The organism is Bombella mellum (assembly GCF_014048465.1).
Taxonomy (GTDB): domain Bacteria; phylum Pseudomonadota; class Alphaproteobacteria; order Acetobacterales; family Acetobacteraceae; genus Bombella; species Bombella mellum.
This window is the reverse complement of record NZ_PDLY01000001.1, coordinates 193400-210256: the sequence shown is the minus strand read 5'-3', so window position 1 is coordinate 210256 and position 16857 is coordinate 193400. Positions and strand designations below refer to the sequence as shown.

The 16857-nt window shown below is 57.9% G+C and carries 12 protein-coding genes, 1 tRNA gene and 1 riboswitch; of the genes, 10 read left to right on the top strand and 3 right to left on the bottom strand.

The genetic code is table 11. The annotated features are described in order from the left end of the window. Positions 1–170: 170 nt before the first annotated feature. From CPA56_RS00940 to CPA56_RS00920, 5 genes are all read left to right on the top strand, one after another. Positions 171–908 (top strand): 2OG-Fe dioxygenase family protein, encoded by a 738-nt coding sequence (locus CPA56_RS00940; protein WP_182040177.1) that lies wholly within the window; start codon positions 171–173, stop codon positions 906–908. A 74-nt stretch (positions 909–982) separates the two neighbouring features. Then, positions 983–1483: a hypothetical protein gene (locus CPA56_RS00935; RefSeq protein WP_182040176.1), complete on the top strand. Its 501-nt coding sequence runs from the start codon at positions 983–985 to the stop codon at positions 1481–1483. Positions 1484–1749: 266 nt separating this feature from the next. Next, a complete protein-coding gene (locus CPA56_RS00930; protein WP_229707251.1) occupies positions 1750–2769 on the top strand; it encodes a homocysteine S-methyltransferase family protein in 1020 nt (339 codons plus the stop codon). A 103-nt stretch (positions 2770–2872) separates the two neighbouring features. After that, positions 2873–5326 carry a TonB-dependent receptor plug domain-containing protein gene (locus tag CPA56_RS00925; protein ID WP_407645631.1) on the top strand — a complete coding sequence of 818 codons (2454 nt, stop codon included), beginning with the start codon at positions 2873–2875 and terminating at the stop codon, positions 5324–5326. A 38-nt stretch (positions 5327–5364) separates the two neighbouring features. Beyond that, positions 5365–6744 (top strand): purine-cytosine permease family protein, encoded by a 1380-nt coding sequence (locus CPA56_RS00920; protein ID WP_182040175.1) that lies wholly within the window; start codon positions 5365–5367, stop codon positions 6742–6744. A gap of 17 nt (positions 6745–6761) precedes the next feature. Here CPA56_RS00920 and CPA56_RS00915 read toward each other — a convergent pair. Beyond that, positions 6762–6835: transfer RNA gene (locus tag CPA56_RS00915), tRNA-Gly, on the bottom strand. A 169-nt stretch (positions 6836–7004) separates the two neighbouring features. Then, positions 7005–7085: riboswitch (SAM riboswitch) on the top strand. Between the two features lie 78 nt (positions 7086–7163). Between CPA56_RS00915 and metZ the strand changes: the two genes are divergently transcribed. The 5 genes from metZ to CPA56_RS00890 all read left to right on the top strand — a co-directional run bounded on the left by metZ (position 7164) and on the right by CPA56_RS00890 (position 13392). Beyond that, a complete protein-coding gene (gene metZ / locus CPA56_RS00910) occupies positions 7164–8375 on the top strand; it encodes an O-succinylhomoserine sulfhydrylase (RefSeq protein WP_182040174.1) in 1212 nt (403 codons plus the stop codon). A 136-nt stretch (positions 8376–8511) separates the two neighbouring features. Beyond that, the gene (apaG, locus tag CPA56_RS00905) at positions 8512–8988 is read left to right on the top strand and encodes a Co2+/Mg2+ efflux protein ApaG (RefSeq protein WP_326831277.1); all 477 of its coding nucleotides are present in this window, start codon (positions 8512–8514) and stop codon (positions 8986–8988) included. Between the two features lie 26 nt (positions 8989–9014). Then, positions 9015–10238: a 2-C-methyl-D-erythritol 2,4-cyclodiphosphate synthase gene (gene ispF / locus CPA56_RS00900; RefSeq protein WP_182040173.1), complete on the top strand. Its 1224-nt coding sequence runs from the start codon at positions 9015–9017 to the stop codon at positions 10236–10238. Between the two features lie 347 nt (positions 10239–10585). Beyond that, positions 10586–11845 (top strand): hypothetical protein, encoded by a 1260-nt coding sequence (locus tag CPA56_RS00895; protein ID WP_182040172.1) that lies wholly within the window; start codon positions 10586–10588, stop codon positions 11843–11845. Continuing rightward, complete coding sequence (locus CPA56_RS00890; RefSeq protein ID WP_182040171.1) at positions 11842–13392, top strand: hypothetical protein; 1551 nt, start codon at positions 11842–11844, stop codon at positions 13390–13392. The genes CPA56_RS00895 and CPA56_RS00890 overlap by 4 nt, the downstream gene beginning before the upstream one ends. A gap of 32 nt (positions 13393–13424) precedes the next feature. Here CPA56_RS00890 and CPA56_RS00885 read toward each other — a convergent pair whose 3' ends face one another. Together CPA56_RS00885 and CPA56_RS00880 are read right to left on the bottom strand one after the other, a co-directional pair. Further along, positions 13425–14186 (bottom strand): ATP12 family protein, encoded by a 762-nt coding sequence (locus CPA56_RS00885; protein WP_182040170.1) that lies wholly within the window; start codon positions 14184–14186, stop codon positions 13425–13427. Positions 14187–14206: 20 nt separating this feature from the next. Next, positions 14207–16798, bottom strand: coding sequence for an AsmA family protein (locus CPA56_RS00880; RefSeq protein ID WP_182040169.1), 2592 nt, complete (start codon positions 16796–16798; stop codon positions 14207–14209). Positions 16799–16857 lie beyond the last annotated feature (59 nt).

The following is a 16857-nucleotide window of genomic DNA, read 5'->3' as shown; positions in this document are numbered from 1 at the left end:
GGCACTCCCCCGCCATGAAAAAAGCCCCCCTGTACCCGTACAGAGGGGGCTTCCTTTTATGAAAAAGCCGCACGGATCAGCAGGACAGAAGCAGACAGCCCCCCTATACTGCACATGAAGTGCCCGGACACGCTCCGCCTTCATTACGGCCACAGGGAGTCTTTACCACCATGACATCAGCTCGCCCAGCACCCGCCCCGACCATCGAAAACCAGGTCAGGAAAGACGGCTTCGCTTTTCTTCCCGCCCGGCTGGCCAGGGACTGGCTGGAACCATACGGCCTGAAGGACTGGCAGACCTTCGCCAGCAGCTGGGACGATCTGGGCATGGACCTCTACATGGCCGACGGAGGACGGTACCGCCGCCGCCGCTATGGCACCTTCTCCATCACCGGGGACCACATTGCCCGCAAGGAGCATCAGCCCCACTACCAGAGCCGGGATTACAACCTGCTCAATGGCGGCGTGGAAAGGTGGTTCAGCCCCATCACCGACGAGATGGGCCAGCACCCGGCCCTCACGGCCATTCTTCAGGCGGCCTCCAGCATGGCGGATCACCTTTCCCCCGAACGGCCCCAGCCGGCTCCGTGGCATGTGGAGGTCCATCAGTTCCGCATTGAGGCCGCCACGGATGCCGACGCCCTGCCCACGCCAGAAGGGATGCACCGGGATGGTGTGGACTGGGTTTTCGTCTTCATGGTCAACCGTTCCAACATCCGTGAAGGTGTCACCAGCATCCATGCCTTGGACCAGCAGACCATTCTCGGCTCCTTCACCCTGACGGATCCGCTCGACACGGCCATCGTGGATGACCACCGGGTCTATCATGGCGTCACGGCCGTCGAACCGGAAGACCCGGCCCGGCCTGCCCACCGGGATGTACTTGTCGTCACCCTGCGATACGAATAACGTCTTCTCCCCCTCCTGCCAGCATGACGGCCCGCCCGGCCCCGTGCTCTCTTCCTTCAAGGACACACCGCACCATGCCTCGTTCATACCGCCACCTCGCAGGATGCCTGCTCGGGTCCGCCCTCATCCTGGCCTTCTCCGGTCACGCCGGAGCCGCCAGCCGTCATCATCATGCCAGCCAGAAAGCCGGTACCATCCCCGTGGAGCTGAAATCCCAGCCCGGAACGGAGCTGGACAGACAGGCCCGCAGCCTTAATGCCGATCTTCTGGAAGACGCCACCCGCCACCATGAGCAGCCGATCGTTCTGACCGGCACGGCCCAGCTTGCCCCGAAACAGAAGGACACGATCCTGTTCGTCCAGCTACAGTCCTACCGCCTCTGCGGCTCGGCAGGCTGCACGACCTCCGTCTATCGCCGGAACGGGGACAGATGGGACACGCTGCTGGACAGCGTGAACGGCACCATCCGCATCGCCCGCCAGCGTCACAATGGCATGGCTGACATCATCGTGGACGGCAATGACCGCTGGGTCTTTGATGGCCAGAAATATCAGGACACGCTCAGCAGCCCCTGACCACGCCCTTCCACCGCCTGCCTGACAGGCGGTGGCCTTCCCTCTGTTCCACCCGAAAAATATTTTTTACAGCTTTTTATATGGATATTCCCATATCCTTATATGATGAATACATTCCATTAATTCCTGTTCATTTATCGTCTTCAATAATGAACGTCCCGGTCCTGATTTCATACTTAACATATAACACTATGCTTATATGTGTATGGGATTGATATTTCTCCAGTCTCCCTATAGGCATGGCCCATCCTCAACAGCACAGAGACATGACGGGGACCGAACACCTCCCCGATGGACCGGACGCCATGCCTTCTTCCACCACGCCCCTTCCCTCCGTGACAGACCGGACACCCCTCATCCTTGATGGTGGCATGGGACGGGAACTGCACCGCATGGGAGCTCCGTTCCGCCAGCCGGAATGGTCGGCCCTCAGCCTGATGGAGCGGCCCGATCTGGTGCAGCAGGCCCATGAGAACTTCCTCAAGGCCGGGGCACATGTCATCACGGCCAACAGCTATGCCATCGTGCCGTTCCATATCGGTGAGGAACGTTTTGCCGCACGGGGCGAGGAGCTGGCCCGCCTGTCCAGCCATCTGGGACGGCAGGCCATTGCGGCACAGGCCCAGGATGGAAAGCCGTCTCTTCTGGCCGGTTCCCTGCCTCCAACAGGTGGCTCTTACCGTCCCGACCTGTTCACCCCCCAGAAGGCGGAAGCCGTCCTGACGCCGCTCATCCGTGGGCTGGCACCCTCGGCTGATCTCTGGTTGGCCGAGACACAGAGCAGCATCGCCGAACTTCAGACGGCCCACAGGCTCGTCCAGCAGAATACGGGCGATGCACGCCCCTTCTGGGGAAGTTTCACGCTGGATGATTCCGACCCCGCCGCTCTCATCCACCAGCACGCCCCGGTCCGCCTGCGATCGGGTGAACTGCTGGAAAAGGCCGTGGAAGCCGCCCTTCAGCTGACGCTGGAAGCCCTGCTCTTCAACTGTAGCGACCCCCGCATCATGGAAACCGCCCTGCACACGGCCCGAAAGGTGCTGAAGACCCATGGGGGTTCCACCACCCTGAAACTAGGCGTGTATGCCAACGGTTTCGCCCACAACCATCATGACGGCGAAGGCGAAGGGGCCAATGAAAGCATCACGCCACTGGATGGCACGCTGACACCCCAGCGTTACGGCGACTTCGCCCAGCACTGGCTTGCCGCCGGGGCCGACATCATCGGAGGCTGCTGTGGCATCGGGCCGGAGCATGTCGCCGCCCTCGCCGCCCGTTTTTCCTGACCCTGCTGACCCACTGCCTTTCCCGCACTCTGGAGACACAACAATGCCCCGCCTGCATGGCTCTTACCGTCTGCCTGCCTCCCTGCTGTCCCTCTCCTGCCTGATGGGGTCATGCGGCATGAGCCTCGGCCTCGCCACGGCCCTGTCAGGCTCCCTGTCCACCGCCCGGGCCGCCACGGTGACAGGCACGGCCACGGCCGCCCCGGCGGCAGCCAGCAGAAAGACGCAGGCCCGCAGGAACACATCCACGGTCCATCACAGGCCCCACGCCATCAATGCCAGATCAGCCGAACATCTGACCGTCCACCGGACGAACACGCCACTGAAACGGGCACGGGCCAGCACCTCGCCGGTGGACATCGTCACGGCACAGCAGCTCCAGCGCACGGGACAGCTGAACGTGGCGGATGCACTGGCCCGCATCAATCCATCCATCACCATCAGTGCGGCAGGGTATGACACCTCGGCCCTGACCTCCTCCATCCGCCTGCGGGGGCTGAACCCCAACCACACGCTCGTGCTCGTCAACGGCATACGCCGCCACACCACGGCGAACATCAGTGCCGACAGCGGGCCGGAGGAAGGCTCCAGCCCGGTGGACCTGAACATGATCCCCCCGGAAGCCATCGACCATATCGAAATCCTGCGGGACGGGGCCGCCTCCCGCTACGGGGCGGACGGGCTGGCCGGTGTCATCAACATCGTGCTGAAGAAGGACATCAGAAGCTCCGACATTGATGCCCAGACAGGCGCGAATGCCTATAACGGCGATGGCTGGCAGTATCAGTTCGGCTTCGACAAGGGGCTTGCCCTGGGCGAGGACGGATACGTCAATCTGGCCGGACAGATGTACCATACCGACCACTTCATCCAGAAAGGTCTGGACGTCCGCACGAACCGTTATGACGACCCGGCCCTCAGCCTTGCCGAGGAAACCCGCCAGACCCTCAGCCTCAATTTCGGCAAGCATTTCACCCGGTCGCTGGAAGGCTACGGCTTTGTCACCTACGCCCACCGCCACGGTGAAGGCTTCCAGGATTACCGGACGCCGGACACGTTCCCGCAATATTATCCCGACGGGTTTTCTCCCATCGAGGCCATGGAGGAGCAGGATTACGCCGTCACGCTGGGGCTGAAGGGCCGCCTGCCTGCCGGGTTCCACTGGGATGCCAACACGACATACGGTGCCGATGATGACCACATGACCCTGAAGAACAGTGGCAGCCCGGCCTATTATGCCGATTACGGCACATCCCCCACGAAGGTCCGGACGGAACGCTTCAAGAACGAACAGTGGAACAACACGCTGAACATCAGCCGCAGGTTCGCCTTTGCTCCCGGCCGCTCGCTGGACCTCTCCTTCGGTGCCCAGCACAGGCTGGAGAAATACACCATCGGGGCCGGTGAGCCTGCCTCCTACTACAAGGGGGGCCTCCAGGGCTTTGCGGGCCTGATGCCGCAGAATGCGGGCTCATGGACCCGCAACGTCTGGGCGGGCTACATTGATGCGGACTTCCACCCGCTCCGGCATCTCGATGTCGATTTCGGCGGGCGGTATGAGCATTACACCGATTCCGGCAATGCCGAGACGGGCAAGATCGCCGCCCGATATGACGTGACGAAACGCTTTGCCCTGCGGGCCACCATCAGCAACGGCTACCGTGCCCCCACTCTGCTGGAGCAGCATTACAGCGTGCTAAACGTCATCCCCAACGGTGCCTCCGCCAGCCTGCCCGTCAATTCCGCAGCGGCCAGCTCCCTCGGTGCCCAGCGGCTGAAGGCGGAACGCTCCACCAACGCCAGCGGCGGCATCGTGCTGGAACCCGTCACGAACCTCCATGTCTCGGCCGACGTGTACCAGATCAACATCCGCAACCGCATCTCACCGGGCGGCAGCTTCCAGGGCAGTGCGGCGGAAAACGCCATCGCCCTGATGGGGGCCTCCCTGCCCGGCGGGCTGGACCCGGACAACGTCACGGCCACCTACTTCACCAACGGGGCCAGCACCCGCACGCAGGGGCTGGACATCATGGCCGATTACGCCCTGAAGCTGCACCGCTACGGGTCACTCAATCTCAGCCTGGCCCTCAACCTGAACCGCACCCGCATCCACCATCTCAACACCTATGCGGACGGATCACCCATCCTCAATGCCCAGCAGATCGGCTACCTCACCACGGCGTCACCCCGCAGCAAGATCGTTCTCAACGCATACTGGAAGCTGAACCGCTGGAATGTGAACCTCCGCCAGACACGCTATGGCGAGACGGTCAACAACGTGACCTATCAGGACCAGGCCCCGGCGGCCCTGCAATATTCGCAGAGCCAGTTCCACCGCTTCGTGAACACGCCTGCCTGGCTGACGGACCTTGAGGTCGGCTTCCAGGCCACGAAGCGCATCCATCTGGCCATCGGCGGGAACAATCTCTTCAATGTCCGGCCCCGCCGGATGCCGCTGGAGAACTCCTACACCGGCACGCTGTTCTATGACCACAACTCCGCCGGCATCCCCATGACGGGCGGCTATTATTACGGGCGCATCAACATCAGCCTGTAATCCCGGAGCAGGCACGGACCACGACAGGGCAGAGCATCATGTTCTCAGCGATCGAGCAGCACACCATCCACCCCATCCCCGCCTCGGACAGGCGGGGCCGCCCGCGGGACCAGTTCACCATCTGGTTCAGCACCAACATGACGCTGCTGACGGTCGTGACGGGTGCGCTGGGACCATTGCAGTGCCACATCTCCTTCACCCTCACGGCCCTTGCCTTCCTGCTCGGCAGCCTGCTCGGGGCCGTCTTCATGGCCCTTCATGCCGTGCAGGGGCCACGGCTTGGGGTGCCGCAGATGATCCAGAGCCGGGGGCAGTTCGGCGCATGGGGGGCCATACCGGTCATCCTGATGGTCGTCGTCATGTATGTCAGCTTCGTCGCCTCCAACTGCGTGGTGGGCGGCGATGCGCTGCGGAGTGTCCTGCCCTCGCTGGGGGCACATCCGGCCATCCTCATCATGGCCGTCCTCAGCCTGCTGCCCTGCATCATCGGCTACCGGACGATCGAGATATTCTCCTCGGCGGTTTCCTTCATCACGACGGCCGTCATCCTGCTCTGCTTCTTTGTCGGACTGGCGAGCCTGCCACACGGGCAGGCCTTTCTGGCAGACATGCACGGCTCTTTCGCCGGATTTCTCCAGGCCTTTTCCATCGCCGTGCTCTGGCAGATCGCCACGGCTCCCTATGTCTCCGATTCCTCACGCTACCTGCCGGATGAGAAGGCCAGCTATCCCCGCATCTTCCTCGCCTGCTATGGCGGCACGGTCGGCGGAACCTTTCTGGCGATGGCAGCAGGGGCCTTCCTCAGTGCCGCCACGGGGCTATCACCTGCCGTCGCCATCACCCACATGACGGGACCGTGGGCAGGGCTGATCATTCTTGTCCTAGGACTGTCCATCGCCTTCGCCAATGCCATGGACCTCTACTGCTGCACGCTTTCCCTCATCACGCTGCTACACAGCTGCCGCACCAGCTGGCAGCCACGGGGACGCAGCCGCCTCATCATCACCCTGCTGATCATCCTGACAGCCACGGCAATGGCCCTCTTCATGGCGAAGTCCTTCAATGCCGCCTATAGTGCCCTGCTGGACCTGCTCATGGCCGTCATGATCCCGTGGACAGCCATCAACCTCTCGGACTTCTACCTCGTCCGCAAGGGGGACTATCACGTCCCGTCCTTCTTCGAGCGGGATGGTGGCGTCTATGGCCTCACGAACGGCCCGGCCCTGCTCAGCTACGGACTGGGAATTCTGGCAGAGATCCCCTTCCTGAACCTGTCCTTCTATCATGGTCCGCTGCTGGAGCGGCTGCATGGCGTGGACATCTCATGGCTGACGGCCCTGCTCGTCTCCACGCTCAGCTATCTTCTGCTGGCACGGCATGGAAAAGCCCACCGCACGGATGGGGAACCGGCCATCTGATTTTCAGGGGAGAAGACTGGAGCGGATGAGGGGAATCGAACCCCCGTATGCAGCTTGGGAAGCTGCCGTTCTACCATTGAACTACATCCGCTTCGTGGGGCTTCTTATACCGGCAGGGAAAACGCCACGCAATCCCCTTTCCATCATATTTTCCGGCAGAACATCGCCCTTTCCTGGACGTCTTCCGGCGAACCGTGACCGGTTCTCCTTGACGCCCCCCTGCCCCCGGGCGCATAGTCGGGACGTGGCGTTGCCGGAAGGTGACCCGCCCTCGTGATTTGATAGGCCGGCTTGCGGCGAGGTAAAAGAACATGCGCTAAAGAGGCCCTGTTTCTCCCCCGCAGAATCAGGACTTCATACGGCCTCCATCCTAATCGGGCAGGCCGCCGGATGGTCTGCCTCTTCAGCTGGAGGAACCCATGCCCTCTACCGACCAGTCCTTCCTCTCCTCCTGCCGCACCGACACGCGTCTGCTGCACGAGGCCCGCAACCGCACCGAACATAGTGAAACGTCGGACGCCATCTTCCCGACATCCGGCTTCGTCTATGACAGCGCAGAGCAAGCCGAGGCCACCTTTGAAGGGACGATCCAGCATCTTCAGTATTCCCGCTATGGGAACCCCACGGTTGATGCGCTTCAGGACCGGCTCGCCCTGCTTGAAGGGGCCGAGGCCTGCCAGACGACATCCACCGGCATGGGGGCTGTCTCCTGTGCCCTGCTGGCCCAGCTGAAGGCTGGTGACCGTGTCGTGGCCAGCAGTGCGCTCTTCGGCTCCACACACTGGCTGCTGGACTCGCTGCTGCCCGGCTATGGCATCGAGACCGTCATGCTGGACGGCACTGACCTCAAGGCCTGGGAAGAGGCTCTTTCCAAACCCACCCAGGCCGTGCTGATTGAGACCCCCTCCAACCCGATGCTGGATGTTCTGGACATCCGCCACATTGCCGATCTCGCTCACAAGGCGGGGGCCATCTTCATGGTGGACAATGTCTTCGCCACGCCCGTTGGCCAGAAGCCGCTGGAACTCGGGGCGGATGTCGTCATCTACTCCTGTACCAAGCATATTGACGGTCAGGGCCGTGTGATGGGCGGGGCCATTCTGGGCAGCCGGGACTGGATCACCGGGACGCTCCAGCCCTTCGTCCGCAATACGGGCAACACGCTGTCTCCCTTCAATGCCTGGGTGCTGTCCAAGGGGCTGGAAACGCTGCGCCTGCGTGTGGAGGCCATGGCCCGCAATGCCGCCCGCCTTGCTGACGCCCTGAGCGAACTGCCCGGCATCACGTCCGTCCGCTATCCCGGCCGCAAGGATCATCCCCATGCCGACCTTGCCCGGAAACAGATGAGCAATGGCGGAACACTGGTGGCGTTCAGCGTCGCCAATGGCAAGAAAGGGGCGTTTGCCTGCCTCAACGCCTTCCGGCTCATTGCCATTTCCAACAATCTGGGGGATGCCCGCAGTCTTGCCACGCATCCCGCCACCACCACCCACCGCAAGCTGACACAGGAACAGCGTGATGCTCTGGGCATCACGGATGGGTCCATCCGCTTCTCGGTCGGACTGGAAGATGTGGAAGACCTGATCGAGGACCTGCGCCGTGGGGCCGAAGCCGCCCGGCAGGCAGGCTGAAAGACCCGCTCCATCCGCCCGTCATGCCCCCGGCCACAGGACATGACGGGCTGCCGGGGGCAGCCCTCCCCGGGAAAATCCACCCTCCCTGACGGAAGGACCTGACAAATCCCCGTAATGATTCTAGTAAGGGCGCATGTCTGACAACTCTCCCCCTTCAGAAGACCCGATGGCCGAGACGGAAACCCTCGAGATGGAACCCATCACGGCCCTGCCCGCCTTCACGGCGCAGACCGGAGACGTGACCGTCAATGTCCGTCCTTTCTGGGTCGATGAACATTCCGACCCGGAAGAGCACCGCTATGTCTGGCTCTATCATGTGCTCATCGAGAACAGGGGCAAGGAGAGCATCCAGCTTCTTTCCCGCAGCTGGACCATCACGGATGAGCGTGGCGGGCAGGAGAAGGTGCATGGTGAGGGCGTGGTGGGGGAGCAACCCGTCATTGCGCCGGAGAGCAGCTACCAATATACGTCCGGTGCCGAACTCAAGACTCCCAGTGGTTTCATGGAGGGCCTCTACCACATGATCGCCCCTGCCAGCGGGTACCGTTTTGACGTCACCGTGCCCGTGTTCAGTCTGGACAGTCCCCATCACATGGGCATGACCCACTGACAGACAGCAGAGAAGGACCCGCCATCTTGAACGCCCCTCATGCCCGCCCGAAACACAGACGCATTGCCGCCCTTCTTCTGGCGGCAGGGCGTGGGCGGCGGTTCTCTGCCGGTGCCCCGCAGGAACAGGCCAGCATAAGCAAGCAGTTCCATCTTCTGGCCGGGCAGCCGGTCATCCGGCACGCCGCCATGGCCCTGCTGCCGCATGTCGATGTCCTCCAGCCGGTCGGCAGCGACCCACTCCTGCCCGAGGCCTTGGCGGGACTGGATGTCCTCTCCCCGGTCGAAGGCGGAGCCGAACGGCATGACAGCGTGCGGGCCGGGCTGGAGGCCCTGGCGAAACTGCCCGAACCGCCGGATGTCGTTCTCGTACATGATGGTGCCCGCCCCTGCATCCCTGCTGCCGTCATCACCCGTACCCTTGAGGCCCTAGAAACCCATGAGGGCGTCATCCCGGCCCTGCCTGTCAGCGACACACTGAAAAAGGTGGAGAATGGCCTCATCACCGGGACGGTCTCACGGGAGGGACTCTGGCGTGCCCAAACCCCGCAGGGCTTCTCCTTCCCGCTGCTGCGGGACCTGCATGACCGACACCGCACCGCCCTGACCGATGATGCCGGCCTGCTGGAAGCGGAAGGTCACAAGGTGGCAATCGTCATGGGTTCGGAAGACAATATCAAACTGACCGTTACGGAGGATCTGATGCGGCTTGAACGTGTAATTGAGGACCAGAAGACCCAGCCTGCGCAGGCTCCCGTTCTGCTGCCCCGTGTCGGTCTGGGCTATGATGTTCATGCCTTCGCCGAGGGCCGCAAGCTCATCCTCTGTGGCATCGAGATTCCCCATGAGAAGGGCCTTGCCGGTCACTCCGATGCCGATGTGGGCATCCATACGCTCTGCGACGCCATCTATGGTGCGTTGAATGAGGGTGACATTGGCCGTCACTTCCCCCCCACGGATGAGAAATGGCGTGACATGGATTCCGCCCGCTTCCTCATCCACGCTGGAGAGCTGATCCGCTCCAAGGGAGGGATGCTGGTCAATGCGGACCTGACGATCATCTGCGAACGCCCGAAGATCGGCCCTCATGCCAAGGCCATGTGCGCCCGCCTTGCCGAGCTGCTGAAGGTCAGTCCCAGCCGCATTTCCGTCAAGGCCACGACTTCCGAGCGTCTGGGCTTCACAGGCCGGGAAGAAGGCATCGCCGCCACGGCTGCCGTCAGCATCATGGTGCCAGACAACGGGGAGTAAGTCGGTTTACACATTCTGACGTAACAGACCATCAGAAAACCCCTCTCCCGACCCGTACACTACATAAATTCCCTGGGTAGATTAAATTTTAAATAATAATTTTCTCCCCGATCAAAGGGGACGAGTATAGTGGGAAGGGGATTTTCTGACAGGATGATTTAGTCCTGCTTTTATCTCCTAATCAAAAAAGTATAATTTAAAAATAAGGAAGCTCCTTATCATCGGTCTAGCCTGTTTTGAAACATCCTCGAATATAACAAAAAAACTTTACACCACATTGAAAATATGTCTCCCTATAAAAGAGACAAAGGTGACCGTTAAATCTTGCTGATAAATAGGTATTGATCATGAATCTGGAAATTTTGGATACCTTCCAAGAAGAAGGGGCTACTTGTCGCCTCTGCAAGACTTCCCTTGAGGAATATATTTCAAATTTACCAGATGATTTCCAGGAATTTGATATCCAAAGAAGTCTAGTCCAAAATCATTTTCTTGATAAGATTTTTTCAACTCTTCTGAAAAAACAGCATATCCCATTAATTGTCCTTGTCAGCGAAGATCTTGTCAATGAAGATGACGTGAAACAAGAGGCGGGGGTCACTTCTTTTAAACTGAGTAAAAATTTTAAAATTCTTGATGGACTACAGCGTAGCCATCGATTGAAAGAAATATGGGATACAATTAGTTTTATTAAAGAAGATTTTAAGGATGATGATAAGAAGTTGACCGTCGTTCAAGCATCACGTAAAATTTCAAAAACGCTCCGAAGTAAAAAAATAGACCCCAGCATCTTCCGTAAAGTATTAAAAGAATATCGCAAAAATAGTAGTGAAATCATAAAATTATTTGATGGTAACAATATCTGGTTAGAAGTGTGGTTTTCTCTAAAACGAGATGACCAAATAAAAAAGATGCTTGTTCTTAATGCAGGACACAAATCTGTTAATATAAAACATCAAATTGAGCTTCTGTTTCTAAACCAACTGGATACCCTAAAAGGGAAAATAGGTGAAAAGGGTGAAATTTTCCGCGAAAAAGATAAATCTTCTATCCAATATAGTAAAGAACGAAAAAAAGGTCAGTATCATTTTTCACATCTGATTTCTGCCTTTGTATCCTTACTTGAGGGACGCCCCGTAACTACAAATGCAGAATATTCAGCAGCACATGCATTTTCGGATGAAACAGAATTTAATAGTTACTTATCTGATGTTGACGCCGACATTCTAAACAGTTTTGTGGAAGCAATCACCTCATTAGATAAGGGGAGCCCGTCAGATAAAGAGGTCCGCTGGTTTGGACGAGAAGTGGTCCTCTCAGGAATATTCGGAGCCATCGGTGCGGTGGCTAAAAAGAAAAATACTGACTCTCCTAAAGAGGATATTCTTTCAACCATTACAAATTTCGTAGATACGCATACGCTACCTCGGTTTTTTAAAAATTTAAACGTTGAAGGGTTTGAAGAATGGAGAAACCAGCAAAACCTATCTAGTATAAATATCGGCAACAAAAATAAGTCTAAAGTTTTTGAAGCAACACGTCAATTTCTTGAAGGAAAGATAGACAGTGAAATTGACTGGGCCAATGTAAAGGAGATCGAAAAATGACACACCACAATCAAATGATTAAACCTATTGATGAAATTAGAAAAGCAATCACGTCTTTAGTGCAATCATTACATAAATTTTTAATTGGACATGACGATCAAGGTCTTCCTTATTTTAAAGACAAAGAGACAGAAAAGGAAATAGAAGAAACGAAAAAGGAAATAGAAGAAACGTATGAATGCTTAGGGATAAAAATTTATAAGGATGAGATTGATAAGGATGAGATTGATGAAATTTATAAGCCCGATGAGATTGATACAGAAGCTGTTACTAGTAGCTTTGATGATCTATTTGATCCTAAAGCTGAGGGACCCCAGGGAGACTTTGATAAGTTGGAAAAAAATCTTAAAGAGCTTCATAAAAAAGCGGGGAATCCTGATGTATTGGATTTCAATAAGATCTCTTTAATTCTAAAACTAATCAGAGAGATCAAACTAAGCTCAGCACTAAAGTCTATCCCAACAACGGATCTGAATCAGTTTAAGCTATATGAAGAGGATCGTTTAAATACGGGAAATGGTTTGACATTTTACAACAGTGCAGACGATTCCGAAGAAAACTACTATGTATATGATGGGGATGATAAAAAAAACTCTTTTGTTTTTATGAGCATTTCCTCCTCTGGGAGATTGGAAATCAATGATACAGAGAGAACTGCTCCAAGAACTCCTATACTACTTTATACAATTCTCTTAATTTGCCGACGTAATGAGCCCATACGTCAGGGGAAATGGCTCGTCTCTAACATCGCCGATCCGAAGAACCGTCTCTCTTATGTAAAATATCATATGCTCTTAAAAGGATATTATTTAAATAAGTTAGCTCCATCTATTATAAATAAGCATCCTAACATTGAAAAAATTTTAGATAGCTCTAAAGATTATGCTCAGTTTCATGAACTATTCGAAATTATGAGCGAGATAAATAGCCGCAAAACTGTACTCGATAAGTTCATGAGCTGTTATCATGCACTGGAAAATTACATGCTCCGGACGAAAATAGTTGCAATCATTTCTAATAATGACGGCCATCTTTTTGGCGTTCGGCAATTCAAACATCTTGGCTTACAAGTGGAAGAAAAAGAGCTCAAGGATCTCAATGAGTTATTTAAAATCTCTTCGAATCGAATAGTGAATGGAGAAAATCAAGATTTGAAGAACAGTATTAAAGAAAAATGGGAGTCTTTTTGGAGTCGAGTGCCACGTGGTTATAAAAGGGCCTACGAGGACGCCATTAATGAATTAATAAAAAAAATCTCTCCCGATGGTAAAGGGTTTACAATAAACTTTAACACTTTTAACGGTTTTTATGATAATCTTCCAAAGATCATTTACCGAATGAGATGTTCGATTGTTCATAATAAAGCCACTGAATATCATCTTTCCAGTAGAGAAATGGCAGACCCTATAAAGAAAGAATTCATCGAAGGGCTATGCATTCCTTGCATGGAGATGCTTGCTTTTGGACTGCCTGCCAGCACACAGGGACAGGGTAAGAGAGATAAGCATCCTCTCAAGTATACGAAGAGAAGCATACCACTTTATTAGGCGTCACATAACCCCAGCATCCTCTCCCATCCTTATTGCGGAGATTCTCTTTCTGTTAATGGTTTTAAGGCCCCATCTCTCATCAGTCTTCCTTCATCGCCCTGTGTAAGCCATAAAAAACGGAGCGCATCGGCAATGTCCGTGTTCCGCTTCTCAAGCAGTGTGGCAAGTTCCCCGTCGTGGCCCCATTTTTCCAGCTGGCGGTATTCGTCGGCATGGGCAAGATGCACGGCCTCATCAAAACTGACCACGTCATGCACCAGAGCCAGCGGCAGAAGCAGGCTGCCCATGATGGGTACCATGACACCCAGAGCCGTCAGCTGGGCAGGCTCCAGCTGCGACAGGTAATGCGTCAGGGCCTCGCCATAGGCGACAGGCTGCTCCAGAGGCATGAGACCATCCGTCATCGCCGGATGCAGCCCCTGTTCCGCCGCCCAGGCCCGGATGCGGGCCGTCACGGCGTCATCCTGCGCCGCACTCCGGTAACAGAGATTGTCATCAATGCCATAAGCATGCAGGGCGGCTTCCATCGCCGCACGGTCGGGCAGGATGCGCTCAATATGACTGCCCGCCATGCGGGTCAGGACCAGATCATCCGGGGTGAACTGGGCACCCTCGGCAATCTGACGCCATTCTTCCGCAAGGGCCTCTGCCAGAGCAGGAGATGACACGGCCAGGGCCGTTCCGGCAGGCAGCTTCACGGGCCTGCCATCCAGCAATGGTCCCTGCTGGCCGGATTCACCGACTGGCCCCACTGTCACCTGTTTCCAGAAACGCCTGCGGAACTGTGCCATGACGCTGCTCTTCCTTCCTGTCAGTTGCCACCAAGACCAAGGGCACGGAGAATCCCGCCCGCCCCGCCGGAATGGCCTTCATCCCGGGCAGGCAGGGGCAGCCCCTTCTGGCCACCACGGGCCTGCTGGACGGCATAGGCACAGGCATCACTGCCAAAGCTGGCCGTATCAAGCCCCGCCTGATCCCTGCCCAGCGTCCCCACATGAAAGTTCCCGTTCTGCCCGGACAGGACCAGAGGCGTGGAGAAATCCGCCCCCACGAGCGTGACATGCGGCATGAGCTGGAGCATGTAACTCATGTCATCCAGCTTCATCGTCCCCTGCCCGATGACGGAGAGGTGCTTCACCTCCAGAGCCATGTTTCCGAAACTGGCCTGACCATGATCAAACTTCACCGTTCCGGCAAAACAGCGCAGTCCCATCGTTCCAGCTCCCATCTTCAGCAGGCTGGCGGCAGGCCCTGCCAGCGGTGCCAGAACATCCCGATGGACACGGCCATCCACGAGCGAAAGCCCCATCTGGCCATCCAGAGCCTGCCACAGGGCCGTCTGGTTCGCCCCTTCCGTTCCAAGGGCACCATCAAGCTGCACGGGGCCTTCGAACGTCACGGGCTGGTTCAGGGCCATCTGCACCCATCCTGCCGGGAGGATGAGAGGGGCCGCTTTCAGCCCCATCCGCACGGTCTCTCCTGATCCGTCCAGCACGGCCTCACCGGAGAGGGGCACATCCTGCACGCTCCCTCCCAGAACGGACAGGCTCAGACGCCCCTCCACGCCCAGAAGATGCAGATGCAGTCCCTGATAGGCGATGCCCGCCACATGGAGCTGGTCCGCCGTCATGTCCACGTCGAACGGTCGGGTCGCCAGGCTTCCGAACCACTGTTCAGGCAGACTTTCAGGAGCCTTGCCAGCGGGCTGTGCCCCATCCGGCTTCCGGTCGGAAGCCACCGTCGGGGCGGATGCAGCAGGTGCCTCCTGCTCCGCAGGCGTCGCAACTGGCGCACGGGCAAACCGGTCCCCCTCCATGTGGGTCAGATGCAGCCTGCCTACTAGGGCGGACTCCGGCCGCACGGGCAGGTCTGCCGACAGGGTGCCGCCCACCTCCTGACTTTCAAACTCCACATCCTGAACCGACAGGGAAGATACGTCCATGTCCTTCACCGGTCCCAGAACGAGCTGGCCCTTCACATGCCCGTCATGCACCAGAAGCCCGGAAATGGCCCGGATGTCAGGCAGCTGGAACAGGGCCGCCTGACCGGAAAAGGCCAGCGTGCCGCCCTGCCGTCCGACCTTTCCCTGAAGGTCGAAGGAGACGCTGTCCTGTCTGGCACCCGTCTTTGCCGCATCGTCATGACTGAACAGGCTGGATAGTGTCCTGTCCTGCCCCTGCACGTTCAGCTTCAGCCCGACGGAGGATGGCTCCCGGGCGAAAATGGCCGCCCGTGCCTGCTGGAGGCTTTCCGCCTCCCCATGAAACAGCCAGGCATATCGCCCCCAGACCGCCTGCCCCTGTAGGACGAACGGAGCCTGGGCACTGTCAGCGTCGATCTGGATGTCGCTCAGCCGGAGAGGGGCCGCCACGTTCCACGCCCCCGCAGGCAGCACCACGCTGCCCAGATGGGCATGTATCTGGTCCGGCACCAGCCGCCCCGGCAGATGCAGCAGGGCATCCGTCAGGGCCATGTCCGCCCCGTTGTGGGCCGCCGCCGTATCCATGTCGTCATCACTGTGGAGACGGACCGTTCCCTCGATCTGGCCCAGATCAGCCGGAACGGCATGAGGGAGCAGGTGCCTCATGCCCTGAAGGGACGACCACCGCCCGGACAGGGTGACATTCACACCCCGCAGATGATGGGCATCCCGCATGACGCCATCCAGCGTCGCATGATCCTGATGCTCCCCGGTTCCCAGAGTCATGCCCAGACTGAAGGCCCAGGGGTCCTTCTGCACGGCCTTGCCGGACAGCAGCTGGCCGAGCGGCCCAACCCGGCCCCGCAGCGTGAAGGGCGTGTGTTCATGCGTGCCCTGCAAATCCACCCACGGGCTGGCACTGCGCATTCCCGCCAGCTCCAGGCTGGCAATGTGCAGGTGCCCCCCCGCCGGAACGTGACCGTCGGACAGATCATCCTGCCATGAGAGTTCCGCATCCGTCAGATGAAGCCCCCCGAAGCTGACCTTCCAGCGTGGGCTGACCGTCCCGTCATGGGTCGGAGCGGCCGGCCCCTGATCCTGCGAGAGCATGGGCAGCCATGTGGAGCACTGCTTCTCGCTGGCCCGGTGCAGCATGATACCCGCCCCCTTCACCATGAACTCCTGGAAAGAAATCTCACGGTTCAGCACGGCCAGAAGGGACATGTCCGCATGGACGGACCGGGCCGCCACGAAAGGCGTGCAACCCGGCCGTGTCAGCACGACATTGGTGGCCTGGAAGGACGGCCAGGGAAGGAGCTGGAAGGACGTTTCCCCCATCTTCAGCTCCAGCCCCGTCTGCCGCTGGAACGCCACCATGACACGCTGTCGCAGATGGTCCTGATCTATCAGGAATTGCGGAGCGAGGCTGATGCCCGTCAGCACCACCACCAGCCCGATCAGGCTTACTGCCAGCTTCTTCATTCTGCCTGTTGTCCTTGTTCTCTCATCAGTGGCAGGCCCCCGTACAGGAGCGGCCATGC

Excerpts from the sequence above, each read along its gene's own strand:
- CPA56_RS00895 (WP_182040172.1), top strand. The coding sequence starts at position 10,586 with ATGAATCTGGAAATTTTGGATACCTTCCAAGAAGAAGGGGCTACTTGT.
- CPA56_RS00940 (WP_182040177.1), top strand. The coding sequence starts at position 171 with ATGACATCAGCTCGCCCAGCACCCGCCCCGACCATCGAAAACCAGGTC.
- CPA56_RS00925 (WP_407645631.1), top strand. The coding sequence starts at position 2,873 with ATGGGGTCATGCGGCATGAGCCTCGGCCTCGCCACGGCCCTGTCAGGC.
- metZ (WP_182040174.1), top strand. The coding sequence starts at position 7,164 with ATGCCCTCTACCGACCAGTCCTTCCTCTCCTCCTGCCGCACCGACACG.
- CPA56_RS00935 (WP_182040176.1), top strand. The coding sequence starts at position 983 with ATGCCTCGTTCATACCGCCACCTCGCAGGATGCCTGCTCGGGTCCGCC.
- CPA56_RS00920 (WP_182040175.1), top strand. The coding sequence starts at position 5,365 with ATGTTCTCAGCGATCGAGCAGCACACCATCCACCCCATCCCCGCCTCG.
- apaG (WP_326831277.1), top strand. The coding sequence starts at position 8,512 with ATGTCTGACAACTCTCCCCCTTCAGAAGACCCGATGGCCGAGACGGAA.
- CPA56_RS00930 (WP_229707251.1), top strand. The coding sequence starts at position 1,750 with ATGACGGGGACCGAACACCTCCCCGATGGACCGGACGCCATGCCTTCT.
- CPA56_RS00890 (WP_182040171.1), top strand. The coding sequence starts at position 11,842 with ATGACACACCACAATCAAATGATTAAACCTATTGATGAAATTAGAAAA.
- CPA56_RS00880 (WP_182040169.1), bottom strand. The coding sequence starts at position 16,798 with ATGAAGAAGCTGGCAGTAAGCCTGATCGGGCTGGTGGTGGTGCTGACG.
- CPA56_RS00885 (WP_182040170.1), bottom strand. The coding sequence starts at position 14,186 with ATGGCACAGTTCCGCAGGCGTTTCTGGAAACAGGTGACAGTGGGGCCA.